This is a genomic window from Dorea chungnamensis, assembly GCF_039832125.1.
GTDB lineage: Bacteria > Bacillota > Clostridia > Lachnospirales > Lachnospiraceae > JAFBIX01.
In genome coordinates this window covers 96911-121972 of record NZ_JBDOHT010000006.1, presented here as the reverse complement: position 1 = coordinate 121972, position 25062 = coordinate 96911, and the positions used below count along the sequence as shown (strand labels likewise).

Annotated in this window: 23 protein-coding genes, 1 tRNA gene, 1 riboswitch and 1 other annotated feature; of the genes, 2 read left to right on the top strand and 22 right to left on the bottom strand. The window is 43.2% G+C overall.

What is annotated here, in order from left to right; translation table 11 throughout:
* Positions 1 to 48 precede the first annotated feature (48 nt).
* The gene (locus tag ABE613_RS07195; protein WP_347376037.1) at positions 49 to 786 is read left to right on the top strand and encodes an energy-coupling factor ABC transporter ATP-binding protein; all 738 of its coding nucleotides are present in this window, start codon (positions 49 to 51) and stop codon (positions 784 to 786) included.
* Positions 787 to 840: 54 nt separating this feature from the next.
* On the opposite strand, the gene ABE613_RS07190 is transcribed toward ABE613_RS07195, so the two are convergent.
* The 21 genes from ABE613_RS07190 to ABE613_RS07090 form a co-directional block, all read right to left on the bottom strand.
* Complete coding sequence (locus ABE613_RS07190; RefSeq protein WP_235232056.1) at positions 841 to 1497, bottom strand: ABC-2 transporter permease; 657 nt, start codon at positions 1495 to 1497, stop codon at positions 841 to 843.
* Positions 1497 to 2342, bottom strand: coding sequence for an ABC transporter ATP-binding protein (locus ABE613_RS07185; RefSeq protein ID WP_235232055.1), 846 nt, complete (start codon positions 2340 to 2342; stop codon positions 1497 to 1499). Before ABE613_RS07185 ends, ABE613_RS07190 begins: the two co-directional genes overlap by 1 nt.
* Before the next feature lie 3 nt (positions 2343 to 2345).
* Positions 2346 to 2717 carry a GntR family transcriptional regulator gene (locus ABE613_RS07180; protein ID WP_347376036.1) on the bottom strand — a complete coding sequence of 124 codons (372 nt, stop codon included), beginning with the start codon at positions 2715 to 2717 and terminating at the stop codon, positions 2346 to 2348.
* Positions 2718 to 2904: 187 nt separating this feature from the next.
* Positions 2905 to 3930, bottom strand: coding sequence for a branched-chain amino acid aminotransferase (locus tag ABE613_RS07175; protein WP_235232053.1), 1026 nt, complete (start codon positions 3928 to 3930; stop codon positions 2905 to 2907).
* Positions 3931 to 4039: 109 nt separating this feature from the next.
* Complete coding sequence (ilvN, locus tag ABE613_RS07170) at positions 4040 to 4552, bottom strand: acetolactate synthase small subunit (protein WP_235232052.1); 513 nt, start codon at positions 4550 to 4552, stop codon at positions 4040 to 4042.
* A 19-nt stretch (positions 4553 to 4571) separates the two neighbouring features.
* Positions 4572 to 6293 carry a biosynthetic-type acetolactate synthase large subunit gene (gene ilvB, locus ABE613_RS07165; RefSeq protein WP_347376035.1) on the bottom strand — a complete coding sequence of 574 codons (1722 nt, stop codon included), beginning with the start codon at positions 6291 to 6293 and terminating at the stop codon, positions 4572 to 4574.
* Between the two features lie 65 nt (positions 6294 to 6358).
* Positions 6359 to 6624 (bottom strand) — a binding site (T-box leader).
* 41 nt (positions 6625 to 6665) lie between these two features.
* A complete protein-coding gene (locus ABE613_RS07160; RefSeq protein WP_347376034.1) occupies positions 6666 to 7865 on the bottom strand; it encodes a glycosyltransferase family 4 protein in 1200 nt (399 codons plus the stop codon).
* Positions 7862 to 8353 (bottom strand): dihydrofolate reductase, encoded by a 492-nt coding sequence (locus ABE613_RS07155; protein WP_347376033.1) that lies wholly within the window; start codon positions 8351 to 8353, stop codon positions 7862 to 7864. The genes ABE613_RS07160 and ABE613_RS07155 overlap by 4 nt, the downstream gene beginning before the upstream one ends.
* Positions 8354 to 8368: 15 nt before the next feature.
* Positions 8369 to 9217: a thymidylate synthase gene (gene thyA, locus ABE613_RS07150; protein ID WP_347376032.1), complete on the bottom strand. Its 849-nt coding sequence runs from the start codon at positions 9215 to 9217 to the stop codon at positions 8369 to 8371.
* 102 nt (positions 9218 to 9319) lie between these two features.
* Positions 9320 to 9751, bottom strand: coding sequence for a MarR family winged helix-turn-helix transcriptional regulator (locus ABE613_RS07145; protein ID WP_347376031.1), 432 nt, complete (start codon positions 9749 to 9751; stop codon positions 9320 to 9322).
* Between the two features lie 96 nt (positions 9752 to 9847).
* Complete coding sequence (locus ABE613_RS07140) at positions 9848 to 10708, bottom strand: bifunctional 5,10-methylenetetrahydrofolate dehydrogenase/5,10-methenyltetrahydrofolate cyclohydrolase (RefSeq protein WP_235232046.1); 861 nt, start codon at positions 10706 to 10708, stop codon at positions 9848 to 9850.
* 10 nt (positions 10709 to 10718) lie between these two features.
* Positions 10719 to 11345, bottom strand: a complete 627-nt coding sequence (locus tag ABE613_RS07135; protein WP_235232045.1) for a cyclodeaminase/cyclohydrolase family protein — start codon at positions 11343 to 11345, stop codon at positions 10719 to 10721.
* A 15-nt stretch (positions 11346 to 11360) separates the two neighbouring features.
* On the bottom strand, positions 11361 to 13040 hold the full coding sequence (locus tag ABE613_RS07130) for a formate--tetrahydrofolate ligase (protein WP_347376030.1): 1680 nt from the start codon (positions 13038 to 13040) through the stop codon (positions 11361 to 11363).
* 34 nt (positions 13041 to 13074) lie between these two features.
* Positions 13075 to 14484, bottom strand: coding sequence for a dihydrolipoyl dehydrogenase (gene lpdA / locus ABE613_RS07125; RefSeq protein WP_347376029.1), 1410 nt, complete (start codon positions 14482 to 14484; stop codon positions 13075 to 13077).
* Between the two features lie 14 nt (positions 14485 to 14498).
* Positions 14499 to 15497, bottom strand: coding sequence for a lipoate--protein ligase (gene lplA / locus ABE613_RS07120; protein WP_235232042.1), 999 nt, complete (start codon positions 15495 to 15497; stop codon positions 14499 to 14501).
* Between the two features lie 26 nt (positions 15498 to 15523).
* The gene (gene gcvPB, locus ABE613_RS07115; protein WP_347376028.1) at positions 15524 to 16954 is read right to left on the bottom strand and encodes an aminomethyl-transferring glycine dehydrogenase subunit GcvPB; all 1431 of its coding nucleotides are present in this window, start codon (positions 16952 to 16954) and stop codon (positions 15524 to 15526) included.
* 3 nt (positions 16955 to 16957) lie between these two features.
* Positions 16958 to 18268, bottom strand: a complete 1311-nt coding sequence (gene gcvPA / locus ABE613_RS07110; protein WP_347376027.1) for an aminomethyl-transferring glycine dehydrogenase subunit GcvPA — start codon at positions 18266 to 18268, stop codon at positions 16958 to 16960.
* Between the two features lie 32 nt (positions 18269 to 18300).
* Complete coding sequence (gene gcvH, locus ABE613_RS07105; RefSeq protein WP_235232039.1) at positions 18301 to 18681, bottom strand: glycine cleavage system protein GcvH; 381 nt, start codon at positions 18679 to 18681, stop codon at positions 18301 to 18303.
* A gap of 40 nt (positions 18682 to 18721) precedes the next feature.
* Complete coding sequence (gene gcvT / locus ABE613_RS07100; protein ID WP_235232038.1) at positions 18722 to 19810, bottom strand: glycine cleavage system aminomethyltransferase GcvT; 1089 nt, start codon at positions 19808 to 19810, stop codon at positions 18722 to 18724.
* A gap of 105 nt (positions 19811 to 19915) precedes the next feature.
* Positions 19916 to 20013: riboswitch (glycine riboswitch) on the bottom strand.
* Between the two features lie 215 nt (positions 20014 to 20228).
* Positions 20229 to 21602 carry an MATE family efflux transporter gene (locus tag ABE613_RS07095; RefSeq protein WP_235232037.1) on the bottom strand — a complete coding sequence of 458 codons (1374 nt, stop codon included), beginning with the start codon at positions 21600 to 21602 and terminating at the stop codon, positions 20229 to 20231.
* A gap of 5 nt (positions 21603 to 21607) precedes the next feature.
* Entirely contained in the window at positions 21608 to 22894 is a 1287-nt protein-coding gene (locus tag ABE613_RS07090) for a homoserine dehydrogenase (RefSeq protein WP_347376026.1), read from the bottom strand.
* A 179-nt stretch (positions 22895 to 23073) separates the two neighbouring features.
* On the opposite strand from ABE613_RS07090, the gene ABE613_RS07085 reads away from it, so the two are divergent.
* Positions 23074 to 23146 (top strand) — tRNA-Gly (locus ABE613_RS07085).
* A gap of 125 nt (positions 23147 to 23271) precedes the next feature.
* On the opposite strand, the gene aspS is transcribed toward ABE613_RS07085, so the two are convergent.
* Complete coding sequence (gene aspS / locus ABE613_RS07080) at positions 23272 to 25059, bottom strand: aspartate--tRNA ligase (RefSeq protein ID WP_235232035.1); 1788 nt, start codon at positions 25057 to 25059, stop codon at positions 23272 to 23274.
* Positions 25060 to 25062 lie beyond the last annotated feature (3 nt).

The following is a 25062-nucleotide window of genomic DNA, read 5'->3' as shown; positions in this document are numbered from 1 at the left end:
ACATATTTTGATTACATGTTTGATAAATATCAAGGAGGATTGCATTCTATGAGTCACATACATATTGACGTTAAAAATGTATCTTTTAATTATGAGCCTGGAGAAGAAAATCGGATTTTGAAAGACATCTCATTTCACGCCTCAGAAAGCGATGCCATCGGCCTGGTCGGGGCAAATGGAGTCGGCAAATCCACCCTATTAAAAATACTTGTCGGGCTATACTTAGACTTTGACGGAAGCATCCGCATCGAAGAAATCCCGGTACAAAAAGAAACTCTTCCTCAGATCCGAGAAAAAATCGGATATGTATTTCAAGATTCCGATAGCCAGCTCTTCATGTCAACCGTCTACGAAGATATCGCATTTGCCCCAAGAAACTATGGTCTCCCGGAAGAAGAAGTCCACAGAAGAGTTGCAAAAGCCCTCGAAATGACCGGAATCAGCCACCTGAAAGATAAGCATATCTACAAACTGTCCGGCGGCGAGAAAAAACTGGCATCCATTGCCACCATCCTCTCCATGACTCCTGACATCATCCTGATGGACGAACCCTCCATCGCACTGGATCCCAGAAACCGCAGGAACCTGATCCATATCCTAAACTCCTTCGAACACCTGAAGATCATCGCATCCCACGATCTCGACATGATCTGGGACACCTGCGAGCGAACTATATTAATGGCAAATGGAAGAATCATCTGCGATGGACCAACGAAAGAAATCCTGTCAGATAAAGAATTGTTAGAAGCAAATGGATTGGAGCTGCCGTTGCAAATGGGGACGTAGTATTTTTACAAAATACTACGTCCCCATTTGCAAAATGCCCTGTACCTTTTTGACTTAAAATTCTTTTTTCTTAATAATTTTCAATGAAATCAGATATGAAATAATCGTTGATGCTATACAGATTAATATAATTGCAATAATTGTTGTCGACAATTTCGCCTCAAAGATGGAATCAAGAATTGCTTCTATATCGATTCCCATTTTTCGTCCTATATATACCATCAGATAAATCGCTATGAAAAGGCATCCCCACACTGCAAGCAATGCCATTCGACTTTTTTCTGCTTCGAACTTCAGCTGTAAAGGTATGGTAAATGCCAGCATTATTATTACAATCAGAAAGCTTGATATCACTGTAGCTCCCCATTCTTCCAATGTATATTCAATGGATTTGGCAAAAGCTACCGCATATGCTATTGCAGACACCCCCGCAAGAGAGGCTGCTGTGGATATCAGACCGAACACATATTTCTCTCCTACATATTCCTTCCGGGTAATTGGAAGTGTGAATAAATATGCCATTCCATTGTTATATTGATCATAACTGATCGTGCTTAATGTAAAAATCGATATCATGATTGTAATGTAACTTATGACAAAATCTGGATTATTTGAAACCACTAAAAAGATAATTCCCATCATGGATACCGTCAAAAAAAACTGCTTTTGATTTTTTAATAATTTAAAATCCTTAATCAATAATCCTTTCATTACTTTTCACCTCGCACCATCATCATGATTACTTCGTCAATACTTCCTTTTTCAATTACAATTGAAGGGTAATTCTCCAGATAAAATTGCTTCTGATTCGTCAGGCAGCTATATCCGAACTCTTCTTTCTTATAGCGAAGAATATATTCTTTTTCCAAATCACGATACTGCTCATCTGTCACTTTCAAAAGTGCATAATCACTTAATAGCACATCTGTTTCCTCGTGCATAATTATCTGCCCATGATCAATCATATATATATCATCACAAAAACCTTCCAAATCCGTAGAAATATGGGAACTAATCAGAATGGAACGGCCTTCTTGCTCCATATATTCTCTTAACATCTGCAGAAGACTGTCGCGTGCAAGCACGTCAAGCCCTGCTGTCGGTTCATCCATAATCAACAGTTCTGCATTATAAGAAAGCGCTGCCAGCACTTGGAGCTTTCTCTTCATTCCCGTTGAAAATTCTTTGATTTTCTTATTCAATGGCAGCTGAAATTCTTCACATTTTTCTACAAATCTGTCTCGATTAAATTGTGAATACAAGTTCTCCAGCACTGGAATCAGATCCTTAATACTTAAGTATCCACTAAACTCCGAATCGGCTAATACGACCCCAATACGCTCCCGGTCCTCTGGTCTGAGCTGATCTGGCGTCCTTCCCAGAATCTCTATCTTTCCACCATCCGTATGAATCAATCCAAGTATCGCTCTAAATGTCGTACTCTTTCCAGCTCCATTTGCCCCTATCAGACCTGTGACACACCCTTCCCGGACCTCCATCGAACAGTCCAGTGCAAAATCCTTATACCTCTTCTCAACATTCTCCAATCTCAACATCTGCTAATCCTCCAAAACAATCCGAAATAGTTCCGTAATCTCCTGATTACTCATTCCACAGCTTCTGCCTTTTCGGATGGCCATTTCCAAATCAGCTTCGACTTCCTTTCTCTTCTCTTCCAGCATCATCTCCTGGTTGGCAAAAGCAACAAAGCTGCCTTTTCCATGGACTGTGATCACAAATCCTTCCTCCTCCAGGGCATCATATGCTTTCTTCACCGTCAGCGCACTGACGCGTAGTTCCTTCGCTAGCGTACGAACCGATGGGAGCATCGTATTCTCCTGCAATTCCCCTTGCATGATCTTGCCTTTCATCTGATCCACAATCTGATCATAGATAGGCTGCATAGAAGAATGATTAATAATTAACTTCATGTCATCCCTCCTTCGTTATAAACAGTATATAACTGTTTATAACTGTTGTCAACTGTTATATACTGTTTTTTCAATAGGGGACGGGGGTTTTTTCATTTTCCTCCGTCCCAGATTCAATTTACCGTGTCCCCAATTGCACAAAAAATCAGGCACCTTGTGATGCCTGATTTTTCTATCTATATTAGCATTAACAAATCTTACAGATCCATCCTTCTGGTGCTTCGATATGCCCCATCTGGATTCCGGTCAATGTCTCGTATAACTTCTTGGTCACTGGTCCCATCTCGTCCATTCCGCTTGGGAAGCAAATCTCTTCGCCATGGTCTACGATCTTTCCTACTGGCGAGATGACTGCTGCTGTACCACAAAGTCCGCATTCTGCGAAATCTTTGACTTCATCGAAGTATACTTCTCTTTCTTCTACTTCTAATCCAAGGTATTTCTCTGCAACATACATCAGAGAACGTCTTGTAATAGATGGGAGAATTGTAGTGGACTTCGGTGTTACAACTTTGTTATCTTTGGTAACAAAGATAAAGTTTGCTCCGCCGGTCTCTTCTACTTTTGTTCTGGTTGCTGCATCCAGATACATGTTCTCATCAAATCCCTGATTGTGTGCGTCTACGATTGCATGTAAGCTCATAGCATAATTCAGACCAGCTTTTACATGGCCTGTTCCATGCGGTGCTGCACGGTCGAAGTCACATACTCTGATGGTGATTGGCTTAGCGCCGCCCTTGAAGTATGGTCCTACCGGAGTTGCAAACATTCTGAACTGATACTCCTCTGCCGGCTTCACCCCAATTACAGAGCTGGAGCCAAACATGTATGGTCTGATGTAAAGTGTTGCTCCTGATCCGTATGGCGGAACATATGCTGCGTTTGCTTCTACCACCTGTTTTACTGCATCTAAGAATCTGTCTTCCGGGAATACAGGCATCTCAAGACGCTTTGCGGAATCTACCATTCTCTTTGCATTCAGATCCGGGCGAAATGTAACGATATGTCCATCTTCCGTAGTATAGGCTTTTAATCCTTCAAAACATGTCTGTGCGTACTGCAATACACCTGCACATTCATTTATTACGACATTGGCATCGGAGGTCAATGTACCTTCATCCCACGCTCCATTCTTATAATTGGAAACGTATCTCTTATCCGTCTGCATATAGCCAAATCCGATATTAGACCAGTCAATATTTTTCTTTTCCATTTTCTATTCCTCCGTCCTTAGATAAATAACTAAATATATGATCTGCAATTATTATAATACGCTCATTTTCAAAATTCAAGAGTGCGCTCTGTTTTTTACAAAAAACCTTTTATCGTTCCATCATGCTGATAGATTCAATCCCGACACTTCCGCCCCGCACAACTTCAATGCTCTTGAATTCTTCTTTCATCAACTTGATTACCGCATCATTCTTCGTTGCCGTCTGGACAAATTCCAGCAGAAGGCTGTCTTTGCCATAATCAATGACCTTTGCCTTAAATGTCTCTGCAATCTGGAATAATTCCACCTTATCCTCCGGTGTGCATTTGCGCACCTTAATATACATAATCTCTTTCATACGAACAAATACATCCGTAAAATCAATGACCTTGATGACCTCTACCAGACGGTTCAGCTGCTTCTTAATCTGCTCAAATGTCTCATCATCACTGACTGTTGCAATGGTCATTCTGGACACAGTAGGATCTTCCGTAGTACCTACAGTCAGACTGTCCAGATTATAGGATTTTCCGGAAAAAAGTCCAGATATTTTCGAAAGGACACCCACCTGATTTTCCACATACAGAGATATCCAACGTTTTTTCATTCCATTATTACTCATCTTGACCTCTCCTTTCCTCTTAACAATCCAATATCATATCTTCCAAAGTTCCGCCCGGCTGTATCATCGGATATACCAGATCCTCCGGATCGATTTCAAATTCAATAATGACCGGCGTCTTCTTACTCTTCATTGCTTCCCGGAAGGCAGGTTCGATCTCTTCCTTCTTGGTCACGCGGATTCCTTTTGCCCCATAACTCTCTGCAAGCTTGATAAAATCAGGTGTATATTCTGGGCAAGGCACCTCACCACATTTTCCCCGGCAGGCCGCCCCGGAACGCAGACAAGTCATTGAGTACCGCTTACCATAGAACAACTTCTGCCACTGGCGTACCATCCCCAGATTACTGTTATTGAAAATGCAGGAGATAATCGGAAGTTCTTCCAGTACAGCTGTCGCAAGCTCCTGGATATTCATCTGCATTCCGCCATCCCCGGAAATGGAGATAACCGGAGTATCAGGATTGCCGATCTTCGCTCCAATTGCACCCGGAAGACCATATCCCATGGTTCCAAGTCCACCCGACATAAGAAGTTTCTTCTTTTCCGTAATCTCAATAAACTGTGCTGTGAACATCTGATGCTGTCCAACATCCGTCACCACGATTGCCTCATCAAATACTCGATTGATTGTCTCAATGACATCCTGTGGTGTCATGATCGGCTTCTGTTTCATCGTAAGTGGATGTTCCATCTTCCATTCACCGACCTCATCCAGCCATTTCTTCGTATTACATTCTGTTACATATTCCAGCATCTTAGTAATAGCTTCTTTCGCATCTGCTACGATCGGCACATCAACTTGCACATTTTTCGAGATAGCCGCTGTGTCAATATCTATATGTATAATCTGCGCATGCGGTGCGAAGGAATGGAGCTTTCCGGTAATTCTGTCATTAAATCTGGTTCCAATGGAGAATAACAGATCACACTCATTTACCGCCATATTGCAGGCATAGGCTCCATGCATTCCCAGATTGCCTACATATAACGGATGATTGGTCGGGATTGCTCCTCTTCCCATGACGGTTGTCACAACCGGTACATTCGTCTTATTCACTAATTCTGTAAATTCCCGATTGGCATGCGCGATATTTACACCGCCTCCCGCAAGAAACAGTGGTCGTTCCGCTTTACTTAACATCTTAATCGCCCGTTTCAATTGTCCGATATGAACATGCGTATTCGGCTTATATCCACGGATATTGACATCCGTCGGATAATCCGAACTTCCTAATTCTGCCATCACATCTTTCGGAAGGTCAATCAACACCGGTCCCGGTCTTCCGGTCCTTGCAATGTAAAACGCTTCTTTCAAGATACGTCCCAGATCCTCTCTGTTGCGTACCGTAACACCATATTTCGTAATACTTCTGGTAATTCCTACAATATCGACCTCCTGGAATGCATCATTTCCAATCAGATGTCTTGCTACCTGTCCGGTAAAGCATACCAACGGAACACTGTCATAATAGGCCGTTGCAAGACCCGTCACCAGATTCGTAGCTCCCGGTCCGCTGGTCACCAGACATACCCCAACTTTGCCTGTTGATCTTGCATAGGCATCTGCCTCATGCACCAGCGCTACTTCCTGCCTTGGAAGAATAACCTTCGTATAATCCTGCTTATACAGTTCGTCGCTGATATCAATGGTACATGCTCCAGGATAACCGAATATGGTATCTACCCCTTCCTCTCTCAACGCTTTCACTAATAATTTGTTTCCACTGATTTTTTTCATAAAATACCTCCTGTTCCCAAAGAAATATCCTTATCCTCAACTGCGAAAAAAAGCCCTAAGCCTATGCTTAGGGCGAATGATTCATCCGTGTTACCACCTAAATTCAAAGAGTCATCTCTTTGCACTCTGCCAATACGGGAGATATATTCTTCTCCGATATTGCTCCCCTCTAACGCTGGGACTGCGTTGAAGTCTACTCGAATCATCTTCCGCAATTCTTTCGGTTCACTGCTCAAAGGCTACTTCCATAAATCCATCACGAAGATTCGCACCACCCATCTTCTCTCTTGGCATCAGGTACTTATGTACTCCTCCTTGTCATAGCATTTCTCTGATAATTAGTATTATTATAGTAGATATTACCAGTAATTGTCAACCCAGAACTTTTTTTGCAATTCCTTCCCAGGAGATTTTGCTGACATCTGCAATCTTCCGCTCCTTCGTATGTATGCTCTGAAGTAATGCCTTGGCCAGACGCTCTTCAAATTCTGGCAGGGACTCCGGCACCGGCTCATCGGTATTGCGCATCTGCGGCATCGTTACATATCTTACATCCGCTCCCGGCGCATATTCTCCAAGCCATGCCTGTATACCTGGAAGGTCTGATACTACGACCCGGTCTCCGCAGGCCAGCGCTTCAATCACCGTTAACGGAAGCCCGTCAAAAAAGGACGGCAGAGTAAAAATATCACATTCATTATACACTTTGGCGAGCGCTGGCTGTGCCAGTCTCCCCAGAAAATGGATCTCATATGGACATTCTTCTGCAAGTCTTTGAATCTCCCGGTACTCTGTCTCGTTTCCGGCACTTCCTGCAAGATACACCTGCAATGCTCCTTTCTGCCCATGTGGTGCCTTGTTCCCCAGAAGCGTAAGACTTCGAATCAGGCTCATAACACCTTTTTTCTCTGCAATCTTCCCTGCAAATACAATTCTGGTCACACCATCTTTCGGTTTTTCCCCAGTCACATAGAAGATCTTATTGTTATATCCCATCCCCACGATCATCGTCTTCTCAATATCCACCTGATAGATATCTACAACACCATCCTGTTGTGCTGTCTGAGGGACAAAGATCCGATCCAGTTTACGAATCTGTTCTGCTATAAAAGTACGCTCCAGATCCGTCTTCTGCATCTGACGCAGATCTGTATTATGACAGAAACCATATATCTTTTTATCTGGAAACCATTGCCTTACAAAAGCGGTCAGAAGATACAGGTGATGGCACAGGATCAGATCCGGCTGAAATTGCTCCACAAGCGGTGAGATTACTTCAAAAAATCCCTCACGAAACTGTTCTACCATTTCCGGAGTCATATCACAATACCGGGTACTCTTATAAGGCATCTCATCTGACATCCCTACAATATCATATGGCAGCCGCTCACTGCAGAAATAAACAGGATGGAACTCCACCCCGTCTGGCAGTTCTACCTCATCATCCCGGTAGATACCTGCCACGACTGCCTGCTCATGTCCCTGCAGAGCAAATTCCTTCACAAGCTCTGTCAGATACACGCCGCTTCCTGTGCTATTTGGTTTCTGTGCTGTAATACTTAATATTCTCATGATAACCTCTCATATATCGTAAATTCATATTCCAGATCAAAATACGTCTGTTCATCACTGGTCTTTGTCATTCTCCACTGAGGATCTTCATCCAGATTCGGGAAAAATGTGTCCGCATCATAAGCATGATCAATCTTTGTCACATATGCTTTGTCACAATATGGAAGAAGCTGACGGTAGATACTCTCACCACCAATGACATAGATATCTTCCGCTGGATATTTCTTTAATTCCTCTAACAGCGCATCGATACTGTGAACTATATCCGCTCCATTGACATGATAATTCTTATCCGAAGTCAGTACAATGTTCACTCTCTTTTTCAACGGCTGTCCCCCAGGAAAACTTTCTAACGTCTTTCTTCCCATCACAACTACCTTTCCCGTTGTCGTCTCACGGAAAAACTTCATATCCTGCGGGATACTGACCAACAACTTATTATTCTTTCCAATTGCCCAGTTCTTATCTGCTGCAACTATAATATTCATATACCATCTCTCCTTTTATATCGCAACCGGGATATTCTTAATCTGCTCATGTGTCCGATAATCAATCAATGCCACATCATCCGGCGTAAAATCATAGAAATCCTTAATCTCTGGATTCAGCCAGAACTTTGGTGCCGGCATCGGTTCTCTGCTGATCAGTTCCTCCACCAGCGGCACATGCCGGTCATAGATATGCGCATCTGCAATCACATGAACAAACTCTCCAACCTCCATATCACACACCTGTGCCAGCATATGCATCAGCACAGAATACTGGCACACATTCCAGTTATTTGCCGCCAGCACATCCTGAGAACGCTGATTGAGAATTCCATTCAATGTAAGCTTTTCACTTCCCGGCTTCTTCGTTACATTAAAGGTCATACTGTAAGCACAGGGATACAGATTCATCTCATGAAGATCCTGATGCACATAGATATTCGTCAGAATTCTCCGGCTGTATGGATTATGCTTCAAATCATAGATTACGCGGTCTATCTGATCAAACATTCCTTCTTTATACTGGTGCTTGACTCCCATCTGATATCCATAAGCTTTTCCGATGGAACCATCTTCATCTGCCCAGCTGTCCCAGATGTGTGGTTTCAGATCATGGATATTGTTAGACTTTCTCTGCCAGATCCACAAAAGTTCATCCGTACAACTCTTGATCCCCGTCTTCCGAAGCGTCAGTGCCGGAAACTCTTTGGACAGATCATACCGGTTGACTACACCAAACTTCTTGATCGTATAGGCAGGCGTACCATCTTCCCATACCGGGCGGACTTTTTCCCCTCTGGTATCCGTTCCGTTGTCGATAATGTCCCTGCACATATTAATGAATACTCTATCTGCATAACTCATGGGTTTTTCCTCCTTATCATAGCATCCACATAAATAGAATGTAATCTTTCCTGAACAGTTTACCATGAAATGCATTTAAAAAAAAGAGGAAAAGCCGAACCATTACGGCTCGGCTATGTTATACAATACTTTATCCAGCATCTTTTCCAATGCTGCGATTTCCTTTTTATTCATTCCCAGTGTAAGCTTCTTGTCAATCTTCTTCCGGTCAGCTTCCATCCTCCGCTGAATGTCATAGGCTTTCTCTGTCAGATAGATATTCTTGCAACGCCTGTCCTTATTGCTCGGCACGGAAAGAATGAACCCCTTCTCATCCAGCCTCTGCAATAGTCCGGTTACCGTTGGATTTCTAAGACATAGTGCTTTCTCGATGTCCCTTTGAGTCACCTCTTCTTTACTACTGTGAAATAAGTAATCTAATACTGCACACTGCGATGCAGTAATTCCCAATGTCTTTAATAGTTGATTGAAATCCTTTTCATAAATATTATTGATCTGTTTAAACATAAAGCCTATCGGCATCCGCTCTTCCATCCACGACCCTCTTTACTTTTCTCCTGACATTCTCCTTAGGATTGAACGGTTCTTTTCAGTCCTACTCTGCTTTCCATCTAATTTTCGTTCATTATATCACAGGCTTTCTTTATTGACAAGCGAAGCGGCACGGACCACATGCTTTGCCAGGACAGAAGTGGTAATACTTCCCACGCCTCTTGGCACAGGACTGATATAAGATGTCTTTGGTTCCACTTCTTCAAAAGCCACATCTCCACACATCTTTCCATCTTCGTCTACATTAATGCCGACATCTGCTACGACAGCACCTTCTCCGACCATATCAGCCGTAATAATCCTGGCCTTTCCAGCTGCTGCAACGAGGATTTCCGCATTACGGCATACTTCTGGCAGATTCACCGTTCTGGTATGGCAGACCGTGATCGTGGCATGCTGTTTCAAGAGCATCATAGAAAGTGGTTTCCCTACGACCATACTTCTTCCCACAACAGTAACTCGCTTTCCTTTAGGGTCGATTTCATAGTAATCCAACATTTCCATAACTGCTTCCGCCGTACATGGTGCGTATCCGGTCTCGTCTCCTGCAAATATTTTTGCAATATTCACCGGACTCATGCAGTCCATATCTTTTTCCGGATGGATCATTGCTTTGATCGGTTCTTCATCCAGCTGCTTTGGCAGCGGACGAAACAGAAGGATACCATGGACAGACGGGTCGTCATTCACTTTCCCGAATTCCTGTTCAAAATCATCCTGAGAAATATCCTCCGGAAGTTCTACGATCCGACACTCAATTCCAATGGCTTCCATACGCTTTTTGGCACCGCGTTCATAAGACAGATCATCCGGACGATTTCCAACTCTTACGATAGTAAGGCAGGGAATCGTTCCTTTTTCTTTCAGCACTTCTACTTTTTCAATCAATGCAGCCTTCATGGCATTTGCCACATCAGCACCTTTCATTAATACACTCATCTTTTTCCTCCTACCGAATCTTCGCGAGCACTCCTGCATAGATTTCTTCCTGCAGCTTCCGTGCTTCTTCAATCATGGCATCCGATTCCTGATTCAACGCTTCCGCCCGTTCACGGTCTTTCATAAGACGGGTATTAATATAGATATTCAGGGATGCACCTTCCAGTGCAGCACGGGCAAACAGAACTGCAACACCCACATCACTGACTGCAATCTTACTGCCTTTCTCTCCCAATATTTTTAAATATCTCATTACTTTGAAAACAGTCTTCATAATCTGGAGCGGGACAATACTAGCCTCGTACAGAGCCTTCTCCATGACTCTTTCTTTTTCTTCTTTCTGCTCTGGAGTATCTTTCGGAAGACCATATGCTTTCGATAATGGTTCGAATGCTTCCGCATCCTGATCGGTCAGATCCACCAATTCTTCCCGAAGTTCTTTCAGACAGCCCCGGATTTCTATGATTTCTTCCTCTACGTCAGCATACTTCTTCTTACCGACCGTCAGATTTGCTACCATCATTCCAAGCGCAGACGCAAATGCTCCCACTGCGGCGGAAGCACCTCCGCCGCCTGGAACAGGTTCGGCAGAGGATAACACTTCCAGGAAGTCTGTTGTTTTCTGTTCCAGCATCATGCCGTTCATTCCTCCTTAAAACAATCCTGAGATTACACCGTCTGCATCCACATCAATCTTTTCTGCGGATGGTACTTTCGGCAATCCAGGCATCTTCATGATATCACCAGTCAGTGCAACCAAGAATCCCGCACCTGCTGAGGCTGTGATATCACGAATCGTGATTCTGAAGTTTTCTGGTCTTCCCAGTTTCTTAGCGTCATCTGTCAGAGAATATTGATTCTTAGCCATACAGATTGGCAGATTTCCAAGACCGATTGCTTCTAAATTCTTGATTTCTTTATTCGCCTTTGTTGTATAATCTACTCCATCAGCTCCGTATACTTTTGTTGCAATAGCTTCAATTTTTTCTTTAATAGAAGCATCTACATCATATACATATTCCATGGTGCTCTCACCTTCACAGAGACGAAGCACTTCTTTTGCAAGCTCTTCTCCTCCTTCTCCGCCATGTGCCCACACTTCTGACAATGCAACATTAACACCTAGTTCTTTACATTTTTCACGAACCAGTTCCAATTCAGCCTTTGTATCTGTCGGGAATGCGTTGATTGCAACGACAACAGGAAGATGATATACCTTTGTAATATTTTCAATGTGCTTCAGTAAGTTTGGAATTCCTTTTTCCAATGCTTCCAGATTCTCAGCCTGAAGCTCGGTCTTTGGAACACCGCCATTGTACTTGAGAGCTTTGATCGTTGCAACCAGAACCACAGCATTTGGGCGGATTCCTGACATCCGGCATTTGATATCAATGAATTTTTCCGCACCAAGATCTGCGCCGAATCCTGCCTCAGTGATCATATAATCTGCAAGTTTCATTCCCATCTTTGTTGCGATCACACTGTTACATCCATGTGCAATATTTGCAAATGGGCCGCCGTGAATAAAAGCAGGAGTTCCTTCCAGTGTCTGTACCAGATTCGGTTTCAACGCATCTTTTAACAGTGCTGCTACAGCGCCTTCTGCGTGAAGATCTCCGGCTGTTACCGGTTTTCCGGTTCTGGAATATGCTACAATAATCTTAGATACACGTTCTTTCAGATCCAAAATATCATTTGCCAGACAGAATACAGCCATAATCTCTGAAGCAACTGTAATGTCAAATCCATCCTGACGTGTCACTCCATCTGCCTTTCCACCCAATCCATCTACGATACTTCGAAGCTGACGGTCATTCATATCCACACAACGTCTCCAGGTCACTTTGTTCGTATCAATATCCAGTGCATTTCCCTGATGGATATGATTATCCAACATAGCAGCGATCAGATTGTTTGCTGCACCAATGGCATGAAGATCTCCGGTAAAATGCAGGTTAATATCTTCCATTGGAACAACCTGTGCATAGCCGCCGCCTGCTGCTCCGCCTTTTACTCCGAATACAGGTCCAAGGGATGGTTCACGAAGTGCTACCATTGTCTTCTTACCCAGACGGTTCATGGCATCTGCCAGACCGATGGTTGTAGTAGTCTTGCCTTCTCCGGCCGGTGTCGGGTTAATCGCCGTTACCAGAATCACTTTAGAATCCGGGCGGCTCTCTAATTCCTCTTTATAATAACGATAATCGATCTTTGCTTTGTATTTTCCATAATTTTCTACATATTTATCTGGAATTCCAAGAGAATCGGCAACTTCGTTAATCACTTTCATTTCCGCTTCCTGAGCGATCTCAATGTCACTTTTAAAACCCATATTACATACCAACCTTTCTTTTTAATTATACATTTTATCTTTTCTTTTTCGGCATTACATGTATTGCTTCCCCGACAGCATCCTCCAATGCCTCTGCTACGCCCTCATTATAAGTAGGATGTGCACGCATTCCTTTTAATAGCTGCTGCGCTGTCAGACGATTCACGACTGCAGTTACCAGTTCACCGATCATATCCGTTGCTCTTGCACACATCATCTGCGCTCCGATCACCACATCTGTATCTGCTTCTACAATGACCTTCACAAATCCTCGTTCTTCCTTGGTAATCAGAGATTTTCCATTGGCACTCATAATGAATTTTCCAGTCTTTACAGCAATGCCCTGCTCTTTGGCTTCATCTTCTGTCACACCGACAGATGCAATCTCCGGATCTGTATATACACAGCCCGGAACCGTATGAACATCAATGGATGACTCTTTCCCGGCAATCCGTTCTGCGACATATACACCCTGTGCACTTGCCAGATGGGCCAGCTGCATCCCCTTTACAAGATCTCCGATCGCATAGACGCCTTCCATACTGGTACGGAATTCATCGTCTACGACTACACGTCCGCGTTCCATATCAAGTTCTACGTTATCCCCGAACAGACCGTCCGTATTCGGGTATCTTCCAACTGCACACAACACATATTGTGCAGAAACTCTTACTTCTTTTTCTTTCTCTATAAACACACAGGTATATTGTCCATCCTCTTCCTGTTCTACACGCTGTACCGCTGCTGATGTATGAATATCAATTCCTCGTTTCTTCAAAATCATCTTCAGATTCTGAGAGATCTCTTTATCCATATTAGGAATTAACCTTGGCATCGCTTCCACAATGGTAACCTTACAGCCAAGATTCGCATATACACTGGCAAATTCCACGCTGATAACTCCGCCGCCGATGATCACAAGACTTTCCGGTCTCTCTTCTAATTGGAATAACTCATCACTGGTCAATACTCCCGGAAGATCAAGTCCTGGAATTGGAAGAATCAATGGCTTAGAGCCAGCGGCCAGGATTACATTTTCAGCTTCATAGCTCTCTTCGCCTTCTTCTCCTGCCACTCTAACTACTTTTCCTTTTTCCAGTGTTCCCTTTCCAGAGAGGAGCGTCACAGCGTTCGCCTTCAAAAGCTGTTCGATTCCCTGACATAATTTATCCGTTGTCTCTTCCTTATAAGCCACAATCTTGCCATAGTCATAAGATACATCCGACGCCGCAACTCCAAACCGGCCTCCTTCTTGCATTTCCTTGTAAACAGAAGAAGCATGGATCATCGCTTTTGCAGGAATACAACCTCTGTTCAGGCATGTTCCTCCCACTCTTCTATTCTCCACAATTGCTGTGCGAAGCCCTGATTTTGCGGCTTTGATCGCAGCTACATAGCCGCCCGGTCCTGCACCGATTACAATAACATCAAATTTCTCTCCCATAGCTTCCTTCTCCTTTACAAATCGATAGACAGAATCCAGTCTGCAATGTCTTTCATCATCTGCTCTTCATCTTCATCCTCAGAACTATATTGCTTAAGTTCCTCGCAAATAGCATTCTTTTCGTAACGAATTCCTCTCAAATAGCAACTTAGATCAGCAATCAGATCCGGCTTCATGGAATCAGAATATACATTCAGATCTTCTACGATTCCATTTTTTACTTTCATCTGTAATGTTACCTGCCCCCACGGAAAACGATTGGACAATTCGTACTGGAAATCCAGTTTCTTTCCAAAAATCCAGTCCCAGGAAGCAAATCTTTCCGTCCTTTTTTCAATTTCCTGTGCATCAAGATCCTCAACTCTTAGAATCTTAGCCTTTAACCCATAAACTTCCTCAAATGCTTCCAAAAGCTTCTGTTTCAACAGTTCCACCGTTGCATCCGGTGCATACTCTGTCAGATTTGCGACTCTTGCACGAACAGAATCCACACCTTTTGACTGAAGCTTATCTTTTGACACCGTCAGATATCTGGACAACTCTCCCAGATTAACATGAACCATCAGTGTTCCATGATGATAGCAGCAGTCTCCCTGCTCATAAAAAGCATTTCCTGAAAACTTATGCCCATCGATCAGAATATCATTACGTCCTGATTTTTCTGCATGGATTCCAAGCTTTTTCACTGCTTCAAGAATAACATTAAGCTGTTTATCTACATTATAGTTTTCTTTTCTGACAAGGAAAGTGAAGTTCAGATTACCAAGATCATGGTAGACAGCACCGCCGCCGGAAAGCCGACGCACCGGAAAGCCGTTTTCTTCTTCCAGTTTACTTACCAGACACTCTTTCCATGCGTTCTGATTTCGTCCGATTACAACCGTATTTCTGTTCTGCCAGAGATACAAAATACATTCCTCTTTATCACAATGGAGGAGCAGATACTCCTCCACCGCAAGATTCTGATAGGGGTATGTATTAGCCGTTTCAATGTAAGTTATTTTATCTATCATTTTGATACCTCTTCCAGAATGTAATTCTATTTTGAAAAATCATACCGAAGTACTGGATGCCTTGCTGCACCTACTTCATCCAGTCTTGTCACCGGCGTTGAGACAGGTGCCTGATGAAGCTGCTGCGCGTCTTCTTTGGCAAGCTCATATAATCCTCTGAATACACGGATTGCTTCATCCAGTGTTTCTTTGGATTCTGTCTCTGTCGGTTCCACCATCAAAGCCTCATCTACGATTAATGGGAAGTACATTGTCGGCGGATGAATGCCATTATCAAGAAGTCCCTTGGCAATATCCATTGCAGATACTCCTGTTGCTTTCTTAAGATCAGAAAGGCTCATAACAAACTCATGCATACATACTTCGTCATATGCCATCGTATAGATGTCCTTTAACTTATTCATCATATAATTTGCATTCAGGACAGCATTCTGGCTGGCTTGTGGGATTCCTTCTCTTCCAAGCGTCATGACATAAGTAAGCGCTCTGACTGCTACAAGGAAGTTACCATAGAAGCTCTTCATCTCACCGATACTGTGCTCTGCTTTCCCAAACTGTAGCTCTTCTGTACCTTCCACAAGTACAGACGGAAGGAACTGTGCCAGATGTTCTTTACAACCGACCGGTCCACTTCCCGGACCCCCTCCTCCATGAGGCGTTGAGAATGTTTTATGAAGATTCAGATGGATCACATCAAATCCCATATCACCTGGTCGTACCGTTCCCATAACGGCATTTAAGTTCGCACCGTCATAGTAGCACTGACCACCGCATTCATGAATGATCTTCGTAATCTCAAGAATATTTTTATCAAACAGTCCAACCGTATTTGGATTGGTAAGCATCAGACCTGCCACATCATCTCCGGCTGCCTCGCGCAGTTTCTCAAGATCCACGCATCCATCCGGTCCTGATGGAATGCTGACAACGGAGAACCCTGCCATTACAGCACTGGCCGGATTGGTTCCATGAGCAGAATCAGGAACGATGATCTTGGTTCGTTTCTGATCTTCTCTGCTTTGATGATATGCTTTAATAAGGAGAAGTCCGGTAAACTCACCGTGGGCTCCTGCTGCCGGCTGTAATGTCATCTGACTCATGCCCGTAATCTCACACAGATATGACTCCAGTGTCTTCATAACTTCCATACATCCCTGTACCGTATGTGCCGGCTGAAGCGGATGAATCTCTGTAAATCCTGGCAATGCAGCCATATCCTCGTTGATCTTCGGATTATATTTCATGGTACAGGAACCAAGTGGATAGAATCCATCATTCACTCCATGACATTTCTTGGCAAGTTCCGTGTAGTGTCTGCTAATCTCATTTTCAGAAAGTTCCGGCAAATGTAATGCAAGTTCTCTCTGGTCTTTTTCCTCCGGCAAGACTACGTCTACATCACACTCTGGAAACAGACTCAGTCCTCTTCCTTCTTTTCCTTTCTCAAATATTAACATCCATTACACCTCCTTTATGATGGCAACTGCTCTGTCAATGTCTTCTTTACTGTTCATCTCGGTGCAGCACCACAAAATTCTATGTTCATCCAATGGATATCCTCCGAGGATTCCTTCTTGTTCCAGTGCATTCAATACCTTTTCAGAAGGAACATCTGATACAGTCACAAACTCATGGAAATATTCGCCTTTGTTCTCAATCTGATAACCGGTTTTCTCCAATTCTTTTGCCATATAATGAGCCTTTGAAGTACATTGTGTTGCAACATTTTTCAATCCTTCGCCGCCTACAGACGCCAGATATACTCCAACCGCCAGCGCACACAGCGCCTGATTAGAACAGATATTGCTGGATGCTTTTTCTCTGCGGATATGCTGTTCTCTTGCCTGTAGAGTCAGTACATATCCAACTTTTCCATTATGATCCGTTGTCTGTCCTACGATTCTTCCCGGAAGCTTTCTTGTCATGGCTGATACACATGCCATAAATCCAACATACGGGCCGCCAAATGCAAGTGGAAGACCCAGAGGCTGTCCCTCTCCGACTGCCACATCTGCTCCATATTCTTTTGGTGTCTTGATGATTCCAAGAGAGATTGGATTCACACCCATGATATATTTTGCTCCTGCTTCATGTACAATCTCACCGATAGCCTGTGCGTCTTCCAGACTTCCATAGTAGTTTGGATGCTGAATATATACACAGGCCGTAGTGTCATCGATCAGTTCACGAAGTGCATCTACATCTGTAAGACCATCCTTCGAAGGGATCATAACCAGATCCATACCATTTCCAAAGCAATAGGTCTTCACTGTTTCTAATACCTTCGGATCTGTAGTCTCAGAAATAAGTGCTTTCTTTCTCTTTCTTTCCCGACACATTGCAATTCCTTCTGCCGCTGCAGTTGCGCCGTCATAGACAGATGCGTTCGAAGTATCCATTCCTGTAAGTTCACAGATCATCGTCTGATATTCGAAGATAGACTGCAGGATTCCCTGACTGATCTCTGCCTGATATGGCGTATATGCCGTCAACAGATTTTCCTTTGATATCACGCTTTTTACAACCGATGGTATAAAATGTCTGTATGCTCCTGCGCCACGGAAAATCACAGGAAATACTTTATTTTTCTCTGCCATCTGCGTTACTTTTTTACGGACTTCCAGTTCAGACATTCCTTCCGGAATCTTAAGTCCACCTTTTACTTTTACTTCATCTGGAATATGCCCAAACAATTCTTCCATAGATCCAAAGCCAATCTCCGCAAGCATCTCTTTCTGTTCCTGCTTTGTACCCGGAATATAATTTCCCATAAAGCGTCACCGCCTTTCCTTAATCTGTTCTATTATGCCTGTTCACTCTCTACAAATGCCTTGTATTCTTCTGCAGATAAGAGTTCTTCCTTTTCTGTAATATCTTTCACTTTTACAAACCATGCTTCATATGGTGCCTCATTAATCTTTTCTGGAGCATCCATGAGTTCTTCGTTAATCTCACATACAGTTCCGGAAACCGGTGCATACACATCAGATACTGCTTTAACAGATTCAACATCTGAAAATGCTTCGCCTATAGAGATCTCGTCTCCCTCTTCCGGAAGATTGACAAATACCAAGTCTCCAAGTTCAGACTGTGCATAGTCTGTAAGACCAATCACAGCAACATCTCCTTCTTCCTTTACCCATTCGTGTGACTTTGAATACAATAATCCTTCTCTTAATTCCATCGTTTTATCTCCTTTTTTCTTTATATTGGCTTTTTATTTATTATTTACTTCTTTTATAGAATGGAAGTGCCACCACTTCTGCTTCTACTTTTCGGCCTCTTACTTCGACCTCTACCTTATCACCCAATTCTGCACTGCCTTCTGCAACCAGTGCCATTGCGATTGGATATCCAAGATATGGACAGTGCGTTCCGGAAGTAGTAAGACCAATCTTTTCTCCATCTTTAAATACTTCCTGATGCTCTCTGATAATTCCACGTCCGGTTACTTTCAGGCCGATACGTGTTCTCTGAGGTGCTTCCTTCTCTTCTAATGCCGCTTTCCCGATAAAGTCATCTTTCTTCATCTTTACTGCAAAACCAAGTCCTGTCTCTAATGGAGATACTGTATCGTCCATCTCATGACCATAGAGAGGCATTGCTGCTTCCATGCGAAGGGTATCTCTTGCTCCCAGTCCACATGGAATCAAACCGTCTTCTTTTCCGGCTTCCAGAAGAGCATCCCACATTTTCTCAGCATTGCTGCTGTCAAGATAAAGCTCTACTCCATCTTCTCCTGTGTATCCAGTCTTAGAAATAATACAAGGAATTCCGGCAACTTCTGTATCAAACACAGCATGATAATACTTCTTTGGAATATTCTCTTCCGCCGTAAGCTTTTTTAAGATCTCCATTGCTTTTGGTCCCTGCAATGCCAGCTGTGCATACTGCTCTGACACATCAGTAAATATCACTTCTCCAAACTGGTGATCCAACATCCACTGATAATCCTTATCTTTATTTGCTGCATTTACTACGATAAAGTAATGGTTATCTGATTTCTTATATACAATCAGATCATCCACTGTACCGCCATTCTCATTGCACATCGGGCTATATCTTGCCTGACCGTCTACCATATTGTCAAAATTGTTCGTCAGAATCATCTGAAGATTCTGGAGTGCATCTTTTCCTTCACACAGCACTTCACCCATGTGAGATACATCAAATAATCCGGCTTGTGTGCGGACAGCCATATGTTCTTTGATCACTCCGGTTCCATACTGTACCGGCAGTAAATATCCGCCAAATGGTACGATCTTTCCTCCGGCTTTCACATGTGCATCATATAATGGGGTTTTCAATTCCATTTTTGCTCCTCCTTCTTTAACAGCCTTCTTCTGTCAAACAAGAGAAAAAGGACTGCATGATCCATCTGGATCACACAGTCCCCTGTCGTTTGTCCTTCAGAGTATTGTCCGGATTCGATTCCTTTTGCCTGAGAGTTTCAATTTCCCTCTTGCCCCTTCGGCGTTCTGATAACAAGAACCAGAATCTCTCTCGAATCCATCAGCCAACTTCTTGTTTTTTATTTTTCCTCATTATATCTGTCGTTTTTTTCTTTGTCAACGCGCTTTTTTGTGTGTATTTTGCAACAATCCAGTTATAATATTCACAATTTTGTTGCTTTTTTCACGTTTTTGGAAACAATCCCCATAAACTCTGGGTTTTCAACAAGTCTCTCTGATGGTTGATTATTTACTTTTTCAATGAATACATTATAATTTTTTATATTCCATCTTCACGAAATCTCTTCAATTCACGAACAGAATATCCGATTGCAACAATTGCCGCAGCTCCATCTGCAATCGGTCCCGCATACATTACTCCATCAATTCCCATAAAGAGCGGGAAGATCAGAATCAACGGAAGCAGGAAGATAATCTGCCTCGTCAGTGATACTACAATCCCCAGTTTCGCCTTCCCGATGGACGTAAAGAATCCGGAAGACATGGGCTGAATTCCATTGATAAATGTCATGAACATAAAGATGCGGAAATATCTTTCTGCAAACCGGAAGTATTCTTCACTTCCGGTACCAAATATGCTGACCAGCTGCCGCGGAAAGAGCTGAAAGCATAAAAAGAAAATGATGCCTATTGTCAAAGATATCTGAAATGCTTTCTTGTAAGTCTGTTTTACCCGGTCATACTGTCCTGCTCCATAATTAAATCCCCAGATTGGCTGACATCCCTGAGAGATTCCGATACAGATGGCCATAAAGACCATATTTACCTTTGAAATAACTCCTACACAGGCAAGTGGAATATCGGTTCCATACATAGACTCTGCGCCATAATACCGCAAAGTATTATTCATCACGATCTGAACAATCGCCATAGCAATCTGATTAATGCAGGACGCCATTCCCAGGGAGACAATGGCTCTCAGGTACTTCCCTTTTGGACGGAGCATTGACCAATTTAATTCTAATTTTCGAAACCGTAGGAAATACACGATTACCAGAATCCCTGATATAATCTGGCCAATAATAGTGGCCCAGGCTGCTCCTTTAATTCCCCAGTGAAATCCAAAGATAAACAGAGGATCCAATATCGTATTGATAATTGCCCCAGTCAACATGCATGCCATGGAATAAGTCGGACTTCTGTCTGCCCGGATCAGATGATTGCCACCTGTTGTCAGAATCAGAAACGGGATTCCAAACGCTGTAATTCCTGTATAATCCTGTGCATATGGCAATACATCCGGTGTCACTCCGAATAACTGTAGAAGAGGATCCAAAAAAAATAATACAACCACAGCAATGATCACACCGCAGATAACCAGCATTGCAAGGCCAGTCCCGACAATCTTGCTTGCTTCTTCTGATTCACCGGCTCCTGACTTTAGATTAAAATTAGATGCGCTTCCGATCCCCAACAAAAGAGCCGTTGCCGTACAGATAATAGAAATCGGAAATGCAATATTAGTGGCCGCATTTCCCAGCATTCCAACTCCCTGTCCGATAAAAATCTGGTCCACGATATTATATAGGGAACTCACCAGCATACTGATGATGGCGGGGATTGCAAATTTTGCAATTAATTTGTCAATACGCTCTGTTGCCAGCGGATTCATTATATTTCTTCTTTCATTCATAATTCCTAGTATTCCCTGATCACACTGCTGATTTCACGAGTAGTCTCCATATCTTTGAGATACTCCAGAGCATCCTCCATATGATATTCCTTTACTGCTTCTGTCACGATAACCAGTTCAGCGACCCCGTCCGTAATGATTTTCTGGATTACTTTCGAGATACTGACCTGATGCACGCCAAATACACTGGCGATTGCTGCCAGAACCCCCGGTTTATTATCCACCTGCATGCGCAGGAAAAACTTATTCTTTACCTCACGAAATTCCTTCACCTTAGTCTCACGGTAACAAGTACAGCTGATTCTTCCGGTGCAGTGATACTGAATATCTCTTACCACATCAATGACATCTCCCATAATGGCACTGGCCGTTGGAAATTCTCCGGCACCACGTCCGTAGAACATGACATCATCCACTGCATCTCCATGTACGAATACTGCATTGAAGGAATCTCTTACTGATGCAAGAGGATGCTCCTGAGGAATCATCATCGGATGTACAGATACCTCAATACCATCTTCTGTATTATGTGCAACCCCCAGTAACTTGATCACATTGCCAAATTCCTTTGCATAATTGATATCCCTTGCAGAGATCTTCGTAATCCCTTCCGTATATACATCGGAAAATGTCACTCTGGAATGGAACGCGATGGAAGCCATAATCGCAACTTTTCTTCCTGCATCCAGTCCCTCGATATCTGCAGTCGGATCTGCCTCTGCATAACCAAGTTCCGTCGCTTTTTCCAGTGCTTCATCAAAATCCATTCCTTCTTCAAACATCTTTGTCAGGATATAATTGGTCGTTCCATTGACAATTCCGATCACTTCATCCATTTCATTTGCAGCCAGACACTGCTTCAATGGACGAATGATCGGGATACCTCCGGCCACCGCTGCTTCAAAAAGGAAATCCACGCCATTATTCTCTGCCGCATCCAGAAGTTCTCTTCCATACTCTGCGACCAGATCTTTGTTCGCCGTCACCACATTCTTTCCGGAATTTAATGCCTCCAGAATCATCGTCTTCGCAGGTTCAATTCCACCCATCACCTCAATGACAATGGAAATCTCATCATTATTAATGATATCTTCCCATCGATCCGTCAAAAGAGATGTATCCACACCGTCTCTTACTTTATTCAGATTATGAACCAAAATACCTGCTATTTCCAGACGGGCACCTGTTTTCTTGACCATCTCTTCTTTCTGGCGCTCTATAATCTTATAAACTCCGCTGCCAACTGTACCGAGTCCCAGTAAGCCTATTTTAATTGTCTGCTGTTCGTTCATCTCTCCACTTCCTTTATCTGTTTTCACTTTCATACTGCACCAGTATACCATAATATATATTATTTTTTCAAATTTTAGATTTTCGAAATTTTTTCAATATTTTTGAAAAAAGGTGTTGACAGATAAACATTCTTGTAGTATATTATTTATTGTTCTGAGGAACACAAAACATAAAAAATGCGACAGTGGCTCAGTTGGTAGAGTACGACCTTGCCAAGGTCGGGGTCGCGGGTTCGAACCCCGTCTGTCGCTCTAAAAAAACTTGAAATTCTAACGAATTTCAAGTTTTTTTGTTATTTGAAAAAGGTATAAACTCTTTTTAGAGATTAAGATGGGAGGTTGTGATCCTCCCATCTTTATATGAAAATACAACATTACTATTCCGTTTCCACAATCTGAAGGCCCAGTTCATCCAACTGCTCCTGTGCAACTGTTGTCGGGGCCTCTGTCATCAGATCAGATGCGTCCTTTACCTTCGGGAATGCAATGACATCACGGATGCTGTCCTGCTTAGCCATCAGCATGACCAGTCTGTCAAGACCATAAGCCAGCCCTGCATGTGGCGGAACACCGTATTTGAACGCAGTTAACAGGAAGCCAAACTGCTCCTGAGCCTGCTCCGGTGTAAATCCAAGCACTTCGAACATCTTGCTCTGAATCTCAGGATTGAAGATTCTAACACTTCCACCGCCGATCTCATTTCCATTCAGGGTAATATCATAAGCTTTTGCACGTACACGTCCCGGATCAGTGTCAATGTATGGAAGGTCTTCTTCCATCGGCATTGTAAATGGGTGGTGCATTGCCGTATAGCGATTCTGTTCTTCGTTCCACTCTAACAATGGGAACTCTGTGATCCACAGGAATTTGTACTCATTCTTGTCTAACAGATCCATCTGACGTGCAAGCTCCAGACGAAGAGCACCAAGGACATCCCATACGACTTTATTTTTATCTGCCGCAAAGAGTAATAAATCTCCATTTTCTCCGTCCATAGCATTGATCAGAGCTGTCATCTCTTCTTCTTTCATGAATTTGGCAAAAGATGATTTGACTGTTCCATCTGACTGAATTGCAATATAAGCAAGTCCTTTTGCGCCATAATCCTTCGCAAAGGATACCAGTTTATCAATCTTCTTACGCGGCATCTCGCCTTGTCCTTTAGCGTTAATACCACGGACTGTTCCGCCATTTTCAATAGCACCTTTGAATACAACAAATTCACAGTCCTTTACCACCTCTGTGACGTTGGTAAGTTCCATGCCAAAGCGGACGTCCGGCTTATCAGAACCATAGCGGTCCATCGCTTCCTGCCAAGTCATTCGTGGAATCGGAAGAGATACTTCTATCCCAAGTACTTCTTTGAACAACTTTGCAAGCAGTCTTTCATTGACATCGATAACATCATCCACATCCACAAAAGACAGCTCCATATCAATCTGCGTAAATTCCGGCTGGCGGTCTGCACGTAAGTCCTCATCACGGAAACACTTTGCCAGCTGGAAGTAACGGTCATATCCAGAACACATCAGCAGCTGCTTAAAAAGCTGCGGTGACTGTGGCAGCGCATAAAAATGTCCCTGATGTACACGGCTTGGCACCAGATAATCTCTGGCTCCTTCCGGAGTACTTCCGATCAGTACCGGGGTCTCGATCTCTAAGAAGCCTTCATCTGCCAGGAACTGACGAGTCAGTGTTGCAACTTTACTTCTCATCATTAAGTTGCGCTGAAGATCCGGCCTTCTCAAATCCAGATATCTGTATTTCAGACGTACTTCTTCTTTTGTCTTGGAATTCTCTTCAATTGGAAACGGCGGCGTCTCAGACTCCGAAAGAATCCGAAGCTCTTCCGGAATGATCTCAATCTCTCCGGTTGCCAGGTTCTCATTTACTGCACCAGAACGTTTTTCTACTTTACCAACAACAGCTACAACGAACTCAGCACGAAGCTTTGCTGCTTTTTCGATCAGCGCAGCTTCTGCCTTTCCTTCTTCGAATACCACCTGAATAATTCCAGAACGGTCTCTTACATCTACAAATACCAGCCCGCCTTTGTTACGGTTCTTCTGTACCCATCCCATAATAGTGACTGTCTCACCAATATTGGCGCTGGATAATTCTCCACATCTATGGGTTCTCTTTAACCCTTGCATTGACTCTGCCATAGT